Source organism: Algibacter lectus (genome assembly GCF_900112395.1).
GTDB lineage: Bacteria > Bacteroidota > Bacteroidia > Flavobacteriales > Flavobacteriaceae > Algibacter > Algibacter lectus.
In genome coordinates this window covers 134284-149020 of the sequence record NZ_FOLN01000007.1, presented here as the reverse complement: position 1 = coordinate 149020, position 14737 = coordinate 134284, and the positions used below count along the sequence as shown (strand labels likewise).

Sequence of the window (14737 nt, the reverse complement as noted above, 5' to 3'; positions counted from 1 at the left end):
ATTTTTATTAATCAACCGGTACAAACTCAATATAATCAATAGGAATACCTCCTGATCGTATTGTTTCAAAACGCAATACGTGACTTTGTTGTTCTGGCATAAGTAAATCATCAATTACAATAAACCTTGCCCAGTTCGCTAAATCGTAAGCAGAGTTACCGCTATTATCAAAAATATCAGCACGTCCTCTTACATAACCACGCTCTCTTAACTCTAGAGAATCTTCATCTGGCCATCCTATACCTAATTCACTTGGGTTAGATCTCATATCCCATTGTGACCCTATAGGTTGTCCATCCCAATAGGTTTGGAATATTGGCCTACCATTATTTCCTTGGTTTCCACATACTCTAAGCTCATATTTCCCTTTAGGAAGTACTGGCGTATCAAACTCAATCCATGTTACAGAACCTAAATTCAATACAGTTCCTGCATCATAAGCAGCATTTCTACTTTGTCTTAAAATTCTAATTCGTGTTGCTGGAAAAACCCGAAGCGATTCGAATTCTGTAGAATCAAACCATGAATTAAAACCAATTTTACCGGCTTGTACTTCTGGTAAACCTGTTCCAAAATCGAAGATTACATGTTTTGCTTTAGGAATAAATATGGTTAATAATTTATCTACGGTATGATATACTCCATTTTTCGCAGGAAAATTGCTGTCTTCAGAAATTAAAGACGTCCATGTATCATCTACACCCGTTTCTGTTTCGTTAATTCTAAGCTCTTTATCTGTTTTAAAAGATTTTATAGCATTTTTAGGAAGTATTGTACTAATAAAAGAGTTTTCTGGAAAATCTGCAGAATACAAGAAACTCTCTGTTGCATGATAAGCCATAAACCTATTTAACTCATTTAGCTCGTCTGTATAATTTACATCTCCTGGAGAGATATAATCTGCCAAATCTTGAAAAGAATTAATACCAGCTTCAGCATAAACAGCATCTGATTCTGCTAAAATTGTAAAATTATTCTTTGATCCTGTTTCACTAAAGTATTGAGAAAACATATCATAATATCCGGTTTGCTTTAAAGCTTCAATAAAAATAGTATGCTTACCAGCCTTTTCCATTACAACAGTAACGGGATCAATAAAAGGGTTTAAAACTCCTGTAAGCGCATGTATAGTTCCATTATTTGTACGAATATCGTATTGATCTAAACCAACTTCTTTATTAATCTGCACATTAGCAATACCACCTCCTAATAAGTAAGACGTTGTAAGATAATCTCCAGTATAAGTTGTATCGGCCAATCGCCCTTCTATAAAACTACTTGTGGTTCTACTCGTTGGTAGCGTATGAAACTTAACTAATATTTTTAAAAATTCTATTTGCTCTTCCGAAGTTAACTCTGCTACAGTACTTACATTAAAGCGCTCTTCTAAGAATGCCTTTATAGCCGTATTGGTAGGTGCTAAACACGTATAACTTCCATAACTTCTTAATGCGGTGTAAAATTCTGTTTTTTGAAGAATTTCAACATACATAGAAAATTTGTCTGGGTTAGCTTCTAATACCTCTGAAATTGTCATATCAGTAGTTTCACCATCTGTTGTAAAAAAGGTGGTTCCATCAAGAGGATCATTACAGCTATTTAATATTAGCATAAACATGCAAAGCCCTCCAAGCCAATTAATTATTTTTTTAGTTTTCATAAGTTTAGTTTTAGTTTTCGTAAAATGGATTCTGCACTAAATTATCATTCAAATTAATTTCATTTTGATAAATTGGTAAAAAGTATGAATCTGGATCTGAGTAATAACTCAAAATCTGCTCATAATCATCTGCACCAGCTTTAAAATCGACTAAACTTAAAATAAGTTCTTGATTTGCAAAGTTATCACGACGTGCAAAACGCAGTAAATCGTACCAGCGCTTTCCTTCGAATGCAAACTCTTTTTGGCGTTCTAATAATAATGCATTTAATAAACTAGACTCGTCTCTAGAAACACCTAAAGGTGCAGAAACTGCACGCATATGCACATCGTTAATAAGTTGATAAGCCATATCTAAATTCTTTTTATCAGCAGATAAAATATAAGCTTCAGCTTGCATAAGTAAAACATCGGCATAACGATAGAATATAAAATTGTTATAATACTCATCACTACCACGGTATTCGCCAGTTTCATCTACACCTGCATATTTAAAAACTGCAAAATTCTCCCTATCATACGTTCCTAAATGCGCACGAATATCATCTGGAAACTCTCTATACAATTCGTTAATTCCTTGATATGCTACATAATTAAGATTACTTACTTGGAATGAGTTTCTTAGCGTTGCTGAAATATCGCTAAACTGAAGTTCGAAAATACCTTCATCTGAGTTGCCTTCAAAAAAGATACTATTAAACCACTCTTCACCATTAACTAAACTATAGCGACCTAAATCTATTAATTCTTGTGCGGCGTCAATACACTCAGTGTACTGTTCATTCCATAAATAAGCATCTGCAAGAATAGCAAGCGCTGCTCCTTTTGTAATTCTCCCTTTATCATGAGCTGCAGATTGTGCATACCCTAAGTTTAAATCTTCTACTGCTAAAGTTAAATCATTGATAATTTGAGTAAGAATTTCTTCTTCTGTATTTTTTGCTGGATAAAAATCGATTTGGTTTGTTGATGTTGCTGTTAATACTAACGGCACCTCTTTAAAGTTTTTAACCAAAATTAAATATGCTAAAGAACGAATAGTAATAGCTTCTGCTTTAAATGTATTTAATTCTTCTATAGAAAACGTTTTATCTTGCTCCTGAGCGCCATCGGCAAACTCTAAAACTAAATTACAGTAGTTAATAGTAGCATAGAAGTTACTCCAGTTTGTTAATCCATCTGAAGGAATCATATAATTTCTCATTATATTCTCTAAACCTCCACTACCAGAAACCATCATTTCTGCTCTAAGTTCTCCCCACTTTAATACTCTATCGGTAAACCCAGATTGATTCATAGAGGCATAACACCCAGCTACTGCAGAACTTACTTGCTCTTTATTATTCCAAAATTCTTGTTGAATTAAGTTGTCTTTTGGTTCTAGATCTAGATAATCGCTACACGATGATAGTGTTGCAAAAATCATCGGAACCATTATAAATATTTTAATTATGTGTCTTTTCATAATATCTTAACTTTAATGCTATTTAAAATGATAGATTTATACCTACGGTTATTTGTTTCGATCTCGGAGTTTGTTCCGCATCGTAACCTAACTCTTGCCAATCGTTACTAATTCCTCCTTCAGGATCTACTCCCGAATACTTGGTAAAAGTTAATAAATTGGTTCCTGTAACATAAACTGAAGCATTTGTAAAATTCAACTTGTTAATAAAAGGCTTTGGTAAATTATACCTAAGTGTAATGTATTTCATTCTTAAGAATGAAGCATCTTCCATAAACCTATCAGACCCTAAAGTATTAACAGGGCTATTCAAAATAGCTCTTGGTATATCTGTTTCATCACCTTCAAATCTCCAACGTCTTAAAACCGCTGTACTTTGATTATCAAAATCGTCCATACTTTCCGTATTCATACGTGCAATATTCATTAATTTCTGATCATATCTAAAGTTGAAAAATGCATTAAGTTGAAAGTTTTTATAACGAATATTAGGTCCAAACCCACCAAATAATAACGGATTTGCATTTCCTAAGTATACTACATCTAGTTCGTTGATATTTCCATCTTTGTTAACATCTTCATACATGGCTTCACCTGGCTGAAACTCTTTACCATTATTAAAAACTAAGTTTTTAGGCTCTCCATTAAGATCGTAAATAATATCTCCATTACCATCACGTGCTACTAAATCTTCTTGAGAACTAAATACGCCTAAATAACGGTAGCCATAAAAAGAACCAATAGGGTTACCTTCTTGAATTCGTTTTAAATACCCACCAGGTCCAGTTGTTAAAGGGTTTCCTGCTTCTGCTACTTGAGCTTCTGTAATACGTTTAACTACGTTTCTATTACGAGCTACGTTAAAATTAAAATCTAATCCAAAATCTTCATTATCTATAATTTTGGTTCTTACACTAAACTCAATACCTTGGTTACTAATATCACCTAAGTTTAAATAAGGTATTCTAGAAAAACCAGAAGTTGTTGGTATAGCTGTGTTTTTAGTTAATAAATCTTTGGTGTCTTTTTGATAGAATTCTAAGTCACCACTAACTCTACGATTAAAAAATGAATAGGTTACACCTAAGTTCTTCTGAATAACAGTTTCCCAACGTAAATCTGTTAATTCCATACTACTTGGTATTACAGCAGGCTCATCTAAATATGTATAGTTATACGTTGTGTAAGTATTGTACGAACCGTAGTTTGTACCTGGCGAATTACCGTTTACACCATAACTAGCACGAATACCTATTTCGTCCACAAAATCTGCACTTTCCATAAAAGGCTCTGAAGATAAAATCCATTTTGCAGCAACACTTGGAAAAGTACCATTTCGGTAATTACTACCAAATTTAGAGTTTCCTTCCGATCTAATACCTCCACTTAAAATATAACGATCTAAATACTGATAGTTAAAAGCAAAGTTGGCTGCAAGCGTTGTGTTTTGCTCGAATGTAGATTCTAAAGAATTTCCAGAACCTTCAATTCTAATATTTGCAATAGGTGTTTGTATATCACTTGTTGGACTATTACTAGCAACAGATACATATCCTTGACTTGTTTTTTCGAATGTTTGAAAAGAAAAACTTGATAAAAACGAATGTTTCTCACCTAATTCTGGCATCCAAATTAATTTATTATCTGTACGCATTACAAAAAACTCACCATCATCAAAAGTTGATCTGTTTGCTCCTGAATTTGTCCATGCTGCCCCAATAGCTTCTTCTGGTACAAATTGAGATTTTTTATCTACATTAATATCAAATGAAATAATAGATCTAAAATCGAAATGCTTATTAGGTTTATAACTAAATCTAAAAACCGGTGTAATTCTATTATTTTCTGTATTGTTTCTAGACAACCTCGCCATTGCAACTGGGTTGTAATAAGTAACACCATTACCTTGAAAAGAATTTTCTGGTGTAAAATACTGATCGGTTAAATTACCATTTTCGTCAACTTGATAAATAGATTGATTTGGCATTTTTACCAATGCTAAAGATCTTAAGTTAGCTTGTCCTAAACTATTATCTTTTGCATAAGAACGATCTAATGATCCGTGGCTATAAGAAAGCTCGGAAGCAATAGTAATTTTATCTGAAATATTATAATCTAAAATAGCACGTGTTGTAAATAATTTGAAAGCACTACCAACTGTTGTCCCTAATTGATTTTTATAACTTCCAGATACACGGTATGATGATTTTTCTCCACCACCAGATACACTTAAGAAATGCTCATTAGTGTGCCCTCTTTGTGTAATTTCATCTAGCCAATTAACATTTTTATTATACAACTCGTATAACTCGTAATCTGGATTGTATGCTATTGGGTTACTATCTGCTAAATTAGTATTAGTTGCAATTAATTCATCTTTAATTAATGTAGAGTATTGATCTCCATTTAACATTGGTATTCCGTCTGGTTGCTTAGATGTACTTCCTTTATAACTATAAGAAAATCTAGCTTTACCTTTTGCCCCACGTTTTGTTTTAATAAGTAAAACACCGTTTGCTGCACGCGACCCATATTGCGCCGTTGCTGCTGCATCTTTTAAAACTGAAATTTCAGAAATATCATCTGGAGATACCCCAATCATTGATGCATATTGATCTTCATCGGCTGTAGAAAAATCGAACCCAGTATCAATTTGTGTTTCAAAAGGCACACCGTTAATAACAATTAGTGGTTCTGAAGAAGCATTTAATGATGATGTACCACGAATACGGATAGATAAACCGGCTCCTGGATCTCCAGAATTAGCTACAATATCTACACCACTTAATCGACCTTGCAATTGATCTACAATACCCGATGATGCTGTTTCACTAATTTCTTTGGTAGAGATAGTTTCCATGGCTGTAGCAATTCTTCGCTTATCCATTTCAAACTCACCAGTAAATACTTTTTTTGTTCCTCTTACAATAATAGCATCTAACTCTGCTACATCTTCTTTTAATCCTATATCAATTGTTGTTCTACCTCCAACTGTAATTTCCTTAGTAATAAAACCAATGTAAGAAAAGGTTAGCACGTTATTAGCATCATGCATTTTAATAGCGTAATTACCATTAAAATCGGCTACAACACCATTAATAATACGATTATTTTTATCTTTCTCTGCAATGGTTGCACCTGTTAATGGCTGACCATCTGATTCTGAGATTACGGTTCCTGATACGCTTATTTGCGTTTGTGCCGACATACTGAACGCCGAAAACAATACACAAACTACCATTAAGACATATGAATATGACCTGTATTTATCCTTCATATTAAAAACTTTTAGTTTTATTATTTTATATAATTATTCGTTTCGTGTATTATAATTCTCTTTGATAATATATTTGTCATACTACCAGTTGTTACGGTATCTCCTGTTTCTTCGTTTGTAATAGAAACAGATGTTGTTGTATTTACAACAGAAAACTGATCGTAAACTGGAGCAAAATCGACAATTTTACTATAATACATAGAAGGAAAAGTTCCTGTGATTTTACCATCGGTAGGTAACGATTGTTGTATAAAGTGCTTTTTAGCAAAGTTTAAAAGATCTCTTTTTGCTATAGCCTTATCTAAATCATCCAACCCATTTACTATGCTAGGGTCTACAATAACACCATCACTAATAGCTTGTGCAACAGCACTGTTGTTAGGCGCAAATAATGTAAACGTTCTTTGTAAGTTTAAGAAGTTAATTAATTTATCTTCCGAACCTACAATGGTAATTAATGCATCTGCACTTTCTAATACCTCTATAAAAGATGAAAAGCTCGCAGAGTTCTCTACTAAAGTACCGTAAGTGAAATTTAACGGCATATCTATAATAGCACTCATTTCATAAAAGTTTCCATTATCTGTAACTTGGATATTCTCAACCTGAGCAGATTCCATATCCTGAATATCTCCACCTCCTTGTGCTAAATTACCAGCAGATGCGTAGATAAACTCGCCACTTCTTGCTTGGTAGTAATTGTTAGCATTAAAATCTATATCCTCATCGACAATTTGATTAAGAACAATATCAGCTATTGTTTTTCTAACATAAGCTATATCTGCTGCACTTGGAGACGTTGCATCTGGATCTGGATACGTACGGTTATTAGCTCCTACAGGATCACCTTCTACATCCATATAAATTACAGACACATCAGTAGGATCATAAGAATCAAGATCTGTACGTACTGTTATTCTACGTGTTGCACTGTTTGGATCTGCAATATCGACAAACTGATCGTTTCTTACACCTAAAATAGAAAAACGCACTGCATTACTTTGTAAAGCTGTATCTATTCTAAGATCTTGAACTGCTTGAAGCATTATAGAGTAATTAGGGTCTAATAATAAAGGCCCCATTATTGTTCCAAAACTATTATTTGTATACACTGTATTTACCCCTACAAAGAAACCATTGCTACAAAACTTTTTGTCGACAACATCTTCCGCTTTATAATCTACTAAACCTAAGCTTGTATCATAACTTTGACCAAAATAACTTGGACATATATCCCAATAATCATTAAAGAAAAAAGGTGATATAAATTTCCCTAAAACATCTAAAGGCATTTCATCATAAGAGCTATAAAACTCTCCCAAAATACTATTACTAGTTAAATAACTTTCTAAAGCTTCGTTTGTTGGCACTAATAACCCCCAAGCTTGTGCTAGAGTTCCATCGATATTAGTTGCATAATTCTCATCTGCAACATTAAAGGGTAGATAATCATTTTCTATTCCTGTAGAAAACACAAATCTGTAAATTTGCTCTGTTTCTCCTGTTTCCTCATTTAGCTCGTCTCTATTGTATCTCAAATAAGCAAAACGTTCCAATATTCTTTTAAAACCAGAATACTTATCGCCATACTCCGGAGAAGAAAGGTTTTCGTACATGCTCTTTTTAGGCTCAAACACTTTATCTAAAGCATAAATTATCCCATTTTCTGCTACAATATTTTGTTCTGTAACATTAGCACCAAATACTTTCATTTCGCCATCATTGAAAGTTTCATCTGGAAACATAAACTCGTAATCCGAATGCTGAACATCCCAAGTATCTAAATAAGATTGAATAAAATAATTGGTTGTTTTTAATCTACCATTACTTTCTTCTACCACATATTGACCAGGCTCTAACTTATCCCAATCTAATATATGCTGTAAAGTATCGGTATTATACGTTCTATTAGGTCTTTGGTATTGCGTTCTACGTCTAAAACTTTGACCTAAATAAAATCGATTTGGAAAATAAGTTAACGTTGTAGTATTCCAACCATCAATTATAATTGAATACTCTACGATATCTAATATTTTTTCTGGTGAAATAGATTCTATACTAGATATTCCTTCAGCAGTCATATAAGCCTCGAAAGCCTCATCTGTTGGAGCAAAAACTGTCCAAGAACCACCTTTTACCAATGGTTCTTTGTAAGCCGTTTGATCTAATGCCTGTAAGTAATAAGTAAAATTCCCCATGGACTCTAATTGTTGGTAAATTGTACCAGCCAAATTGTCGGGACGTGCATACTCAAGCGGGTCGGGCTTACACCCAAAAGTGGCCATAATTATAAATAATATAATTATACCATTTCTATGCTTCATTTTTTGTACCATATTAATTGTAGTTAATTTAGAATTATTGTTTAGTTATTTAATTAGGTTCGGTTAATACATTTAAACTTGGTTTTAGCTTAAATTAAAGAGAAACAGCAATTAAAGAGCAAATACTAAAATTTGTTAATTAATGTTAACTATTTGTTAATGCAAACTTATAAAACAATGCCCTTTAAGTATATAAATTATAGCTATTTAGAGATAAATTATTGCTCATTTATACCGTTTTACCCCTATAAACACTAGGCTTTATGTAAAATCCTACAGTATTATTTTTACCACATTAACCTATTCTTAAAAAACCATAAGCATAATTATCAAATTAACAGAATACAGTATTTAATTTTGCTTAAACGTTTAACAAACTAATAAAATACTTAAATTTTAGCATTACAGACCATATAAAACAATGAGCAATTACCTCACCTTTTACCTCCTAATATAAGTAAGCATATTCTATTGTTTTTAACAAAAAAAAAAAATCTCAGATTAAGTTTTAATCTGAGATTTCACATTATTAATTTATAAATTCGAAACGCTTACATTTCTCCTTCTTTTTCCTTTTGTTCAATAAACTGACTTGGTGTTACATCAAACAATTCCTTAAAGGTTTTACTAAAATATGCTGTGGAATTAAAACCGGACATGTGAGATACCTCTTTTATAGAATAATTGTTTTTTACCAACAACTCAGCAGCATAACGCAATCGTATTGTCCTAATAAAGTTGCTTGGGTTACTTCCTGTTAACGTATTTATTTTTTTATAGAACTGAGATCGACCAATCCCCATTTCGGCCAGTAAATCGCCTTGTTTAAAATCTATATCACTTATATTTTCAATAATAACTTTGGTGGCTTTATCAAGAAATGCTTCGTCTAGATTATTAGAGGTTACCTCACTAGACGGGAATATACCTCCAATTTCAGAAAAACGTTGTCGCAATCTTTTCTTCGCCTCAAGCAAGTTATTAATTCTAGCTTTCAATACATCGGTAACAAAAGGTTTTGATATATAACCGTCTGCACCGTGCTCGTAACCCTCTATTCTATCCTCAACCAAGGTTTTAGCAGTTAATAAAATTACAGGTATATGGCAGGTTTCTAAATCGGATTTTATAGAATTACACATTTCGAAACCATCCATTTTAGGCATCATAACATCACTTATAACCAAATCTGGCAAATATTTATGCACTTTCTTTAACCCATCGACACCATTAACAGCTTCTTTAATAATGTATTGATCTCTTAAATCACTACTTAAATGCACACGGAGTTCCTTATTATCTTCAACAATAAGCAGTATTGGTTTATTAGAATCGTCACCATTGTAATCGTCTACCGAATCTGGTTTTACATTTGGTAAATGATCGTTCGAGATTAACATATCATATTCAACAGCCTTCATTGAGTTTATTAAAAATTCATTTTTAACATTCTCAACATCATCTGGCTTAGCATCGATATTTAAAGGTAGTTTAACAATAAACTTGGTTCCTTTTTTATGCTTACTCTCTACATCTATTTCACCACCATGTAATTCCACTAAACCTTTGGTAAAGTTTAACCCAATACCTGTACCGGCTTTTGAAGCATCCAAATTATAGAACCTCGAAAAAATACGGCGCATTTGCTCCTTATCTAAGCCCACACCAGTATCTTCAACTATAATTTCAACATACTCGGTAGATTTAGCTTTACCCAACTTCAAAAAGTTAGAATTACCACTACCAGTATTAATTTTATTAATTGTTATGGTTATATCACCTCCACTATTGGTGAATTTTATAGCATTCGAAATTAAGTTTGTAATTATTTTTTCAACTTTATCAAAATCGAAAAGTGAAACAATTTTATCTGAAGTACTTATGAAGTTATAATTAATCTCCTTTTTGAAAGCTAAATCTTTAAAAAGCGAAAAAATATCTTCACTAAACTTAACAACATCTCCTTTTTCTAATTGAAGCGGTGCCATACCAACATCCATTTTACGATAATCTAACAACTGATTTACCAAGTGAAGTAATCGTCTAGCACTTCGCTGAATAGATAATGCCGATGTTTTTACAACCTCAGGATTATCACTAAAATTCGCTAATATTTTATCTACCGGATTCAGGATTAATGTTAATGGCGTTCTAAACTCGTGAGATACATTTACAAAGAACTGTAGTTTCATTTGATCTAGTTCGTGTTCTTGTTCTTCTTGTACTTTAAGCTCATAATAATACATTAAGAAACGAATAATTAACGCTCCAATAATAATATAAATAAGGTAAGCCCACCAACTACGCCACATAGGTGGTAAAATTTTTATATTTAGAAAAGTTGTTTTAGCAGTATCCCATTGCCCATTAATGGTCGCTTTTACTTCAAATTTATATGTACCAGATTCTAAGTTCGATAGGTTTACTACACGGTTAGAGCCCAAATTAATAAAGTCGCTATCTAGACCTTGCATACGATAAGCATACTTAACCTGCTCTGGATTATCAAAATAAAGCGCCACAAACTCCAACGAAACATAATTCTCCTTGTACTTTAACGTTAAATCTTTAGTTTCCGAAATACCTTTGTTCAATAAAACTCTATCATGTATTGAGTCGCCTGCAAAAACAACTCTGTTATTTAACTTCAGCTTACTTATTTGTGGTTTTAAATCTACAGCTGCAGGAATGGCAATATCATCTGGATTAAAAATATTAAAACCGTTTAAACCACCAACAATAATACGGCCGTCTGTAGTTTTCTCTATAGATTGTGTTTGAAATTCTGCACCTTGTAAACCATCGTGCGTATTGTAATTTACAATTTGATGTGTTTTGGGATTCAGTAAAGACAAGCCACTCTTTGTAGTAATCCAAATATTAAAATTATCATCCTCCTTAATACCTACAACCAAATTGTTTGGTAGTCCATTTTGCGAAGAATATGACTGTACCAAATTTAAATTAGCATCAAGCTTATAAACACCACTATCTGATCCTACCCAAATATTATTACCATGATCTTCTGTAATAGTACTAACCCTAACCTCCACTAATCCAGAAACGTTAACAGGTATAAAATCGATATCATTGGGAATAAACTCACCTAAGGCTTTCAATTCAACTACATTTAACCCCAGTTCTGTACCTATAAACAAGCGTTTTTTTGAATCTATAAACGTACTAATGATAGAGTTACTAAGTAAAGAATTACCAGAATCGTAGGTGCTTTTATAATTTTTAAATTGTTTAGTTTTCGGGTTATAAAGACTTAAACCCTCGTTTCTTAAAGCGAACCAAATTCTATGTTCAGCATCTTCCACTCCGCTCCAAACAGAACTTTGCCCAATAGACTTAGTATTATTAGCATCGTGTAAAAACACTTCACTTTTACCCGTTTCCGGATTAAATTTATTAACGCCACCATCTAAGGTACAAACCCAAATAAAACCTGCATGATCTTCAAAAGTATATAATATTTTGTTGGAGCTAAGCGCACTTGTATCATTAGAAAAACTACTAAAATGCTCAAACGAATTCTCTTCTTCATTAAACAAATTTAGGCCGCCATTGTATGCACTTATCCAAATTCGTTCTTTGGAATCTTGCAAAACAGATTGTATTGTTTTTTGACTTAAACCATCGGCCTTATTGGCTTTATAGTAATAATGCTGAAAGGAATAACTAGACGGATCTAACTTGCTAACACCAACATCGTAACTGCCTATCCAGAAAATACCTTTTCTGTCTTCAAATATTTTAGTAGGTTTATTATTAGGTAATGAAAACGGATCGGAAAAATTATTTACAATATGGCGTTGCATTTCTACATCGTCATTTTCTTTTTTGAATAAATACAAACCAAAAACATCGGTAGACACCCAAAACAAACCTGTTTTATCCTGATAAATATCGTAAATAGGCACACTTTTATCCACTAAAGATACGTGCTTAAACGTATTATTTTTGGTATTCCAAAGTATGAGGTTAGATAAATCGTTACCAATCCAAAAATCGCCATCGGCATCAATAAATACTTTTTTAGTAATGTGGTTTAACTCGTAAGATTCTTTTTTATCAATTAAAACACGATCGAAGTTATCGTTTTTTCTATTATATCGGTTTAAATGCTGCCCATTAGTTCCAGCCCAAATCGTATTATCTTTATCTTTTAAAAGAACATTAACTTTATTATTATCAATAGATTTTAAATTACTTTGATCGCTTATGTAATATGAAAACTTAAAATTATCTTCATTAGTATTATAATCATAAAGCTGAATTTTTATAACACCAATATTGGTAGCAACCCAGAGTGTATTATTAATACTGTCGTACAGCAAATCATTAATAATTTTTTGCGAACTATTTGATAAAGAAAGCTGCTTATACAGTTTTATTCTAATAAACTTATTAGTCTGTTTATTAAATAAATTAAGCCCATTATTGGTTCCAACCCACAAATTCCCTTCGTTATCTTCTTCAATAGCATTAATTCTGTTATTACTAATAGATGTATTGTCATTTAAAACAGATCTAAAAATCTCAAATTCATAACCATTATATCTATTAAGTCCATCAATAGTTCCGAACCACAAAAAACCAGCTTTATCCTGAAATATTTCGGTACACGTACTGCTTGAAAGCCCACTAAATGTATCTAAATTTTCAAACTTTATATTATTCTTCTGCCCAACAATAATATTTGTTAGTAAACAGAATAAAGCAATAAAATAATTTTTAAAATTCATTTTTATTTGAAATTTCAACAACTAAATGTTATTAATTTATTGAATACAAAACTTTTACTAATTTGTATTCAAGCTAAAATAAAATATGGAGGTTATTTACCCGTAACTGTGCAGGCCTGCGCAATCTAAAATACTCTTTAGAATGAGAACATAAAACCAAACGGAAATCATTTTAAAATATAGTGATCACGTCGTTTTTAGATATTAGCAAAAAGCAAAGTTTTTCACTAATATAAAAAACTTTGCTTTACTAATATTATTTTTAACTAATGTCTCGAAAGATTAAAGATAAATCTCTAATAAATCGGCTTGAGAAGCAGTAATTTTAACAGCATTAACAGTGGCTGGCAACAATATCGTTTCTCCTGTGTTTAATGCATAAGTATCATCGGCATGGCTAATTTCTAAACTTCCGCTAACGCACATATAAATTACAAAAGAATCTAGGTTAGAATAATCTTTCTCTAACTCGTTTTCAACTTTTATAAAGTTTGTTTTAAAATAAGGAGAATGTACTAATTTGTTAGCCATATTCGCCTTAGTTTCATAACTTGTTTTAAACTCGCTATGGTAAGTAAAATCTATAGCATCTAAAGCTTGATCGTTGTGTAACTCACGCTCTTTCCCCGTTGTAGCATCTACTCTATTATAATCGTAAATACGGTAAGTAACATCCGAGGTTTGTTGAATTTCAGCTAATAAAACACCAGATCCAATAGCATGAATTCTTCCTGTAGGAATGTAAAACGTATCGCCTTTTGCAACCGTTTCGTGATGCATAACATTTAAGATTGTATCATCTTCTAAATGTCTTTGGTATTCTTCTTTATTAATTTCTTTTTCGAAACCAACAATAAGTTCTGCATCTTTATCGGCTTGCATAACATACCACATTTCGTTTTTCCCGAATGAGTTGTGACGCTCTTTTGCTAACTCATTACTTGGGTGTACTTGTATAGATAATGGTGTTTTTGCATCAATAAATTTAATAAGTAACGGGAAATCTTCACCAAAAGCTTTATACACAGCTTCACCAACAAAATCACCTTTATAAGTATTAATTAATTGTTTAAGCGTTTGCCCTTTAAGCTCGCCATTTAACACCTGAGTTTCATCGCCTTTTACATCCGAAATTTCCCAAGATTCACCAATACTACTTTCTGTATACTCTTTATTAAGTTGTGTTTTTAATTTTTCGCCACCCCATAATCTGTATTTGTATAGCGGTTCGAATTTTAATGGATATAGTTTCATTATAGT

At 32.2% G+C, this 14737-nt stretch carries 6 protein-coding genes; all 6 read right to left on the bottom strand.

What is annotated here, in order from left to right; genetic code table 11:
• Positions 1-7: 7 nt before the first annotated feature.
• On the bottom strand, positions 8-1660 hold the full coding sequence (locus BM246_RS13445) for a fasciclin domain-containing protein (RefSeq protein ID WP_042506438.1): 1653 nt from the start codon (positions 1658-1660) through the stop codon (positions 8-10).
• A 10-nt stretch (positions 1661-1670) separates the two neighbouring features.
• Positions 1671-3125: a RagB/SusD family nutrient uptake outer membrane protein gene (locus BM246_RS13440; RefSeq protein WP_083415813.1), complete on the bottom strand. Its 1455-nt coding sequence runs from the start codon at positions 3123-3125 to the stop codon at positions 1671-1673.
• 22 nt (positions 3126-3147) lie between these two features.
• Positions 3148-6402 (bottom strand): SusC/RagA family TonB-linked outer membrane protein, encoded by a 3255-nt coding sequence (locus tag BM246_RS13435; RefSeq protein WP_042506441.1) that lies wholly within the window; start codon positions 6400-6402, stop codon positions 3148-3150.
• A gap of 20 nt (positions 6403-6422) precedes the next feature.
• Complete coding sequence (locus BM246_RS13430; RefSeq protein WP_175489800.1) at positions 6423-8726, bottom strand: fasciclin domain-containing protein; 2304 nt, start codon at positions 8724-8726, stop codon at positions 6423-6425.
• Positions 8727-9277: 551 nt separating this feature from the next.
• Positions 9278-13477, bottom strand: coding sequence for a hybrid sensor histidine kinase/response regulator transcription factor (locus BM246_RS13425; RefSeq protein ID WP_074938589.1), 4200 nt, complete (start codon positions 13475-13477; stop codon positions 9278-9280).
• 282 nt (positions 13478-13759) lie between these two features.
• The gene (locus tag BM246_RS13420) at positions 13760-14731 is read right to left on the bottom strand and encodes a type I phosphomannose isomerase catalytic subunit (RefSeq protein ID WP_074938586.1); all 972 of its coding nucleotides are present in this window, start codon (positions 14729-14731) and stop codon (positions 13760-13762) included.
• Positions 14732-14737 lie beyond the last annotated feature (6 nt).

What these genes read in the sequence shown, in the direction of transcription:
- BM246_RS13440 (WP_083415813.1), bottom strand. Translation starts at nt 3,125, where the DNA reads ATGAAAAGACACATAATTAAAATATTTATAATGGTTCCGATGATTTTT.
- BM246_RS13430 (WP_175489800.1), bottom strand. Translation starts at nt 8,726, where the DNA reads ATGAAGCATAGAAATGGTATAATTATATTATTTATAATTATGGCCACT.
- BM246_RS13445 (WP_042506438.1), bottom strand. Translation starts at nt 1,660, where the DNA reads ATGAAAACTAAAAAAATAATTAATTGGCTTGGAGGGCTTTGCATGTTT.
- BM246_RS13425 (WP_074938589.1), bottom strand. Translation starts at nt 13,477, where the DNA reads ATGAATTTTAAAAATTATTTTATTGCTTTATTCTGTTTACTAACAAAT.
- BM246_RS13435 (WP_042506441.1), bottom strand. Translation starts at nt 6,402, where the DNA reads ATGAAGGATAAATACAGGTCATATTCATATGTCTTAATGGTAGTTTGT.
- BM246_RS13420 (WP_074938586.1), bottom strand. Translation starts at nt 14,731, where the DNA reads ATGAAACTATATCCATTAAAATTCGAACCGCTATACAAATACAGATTA.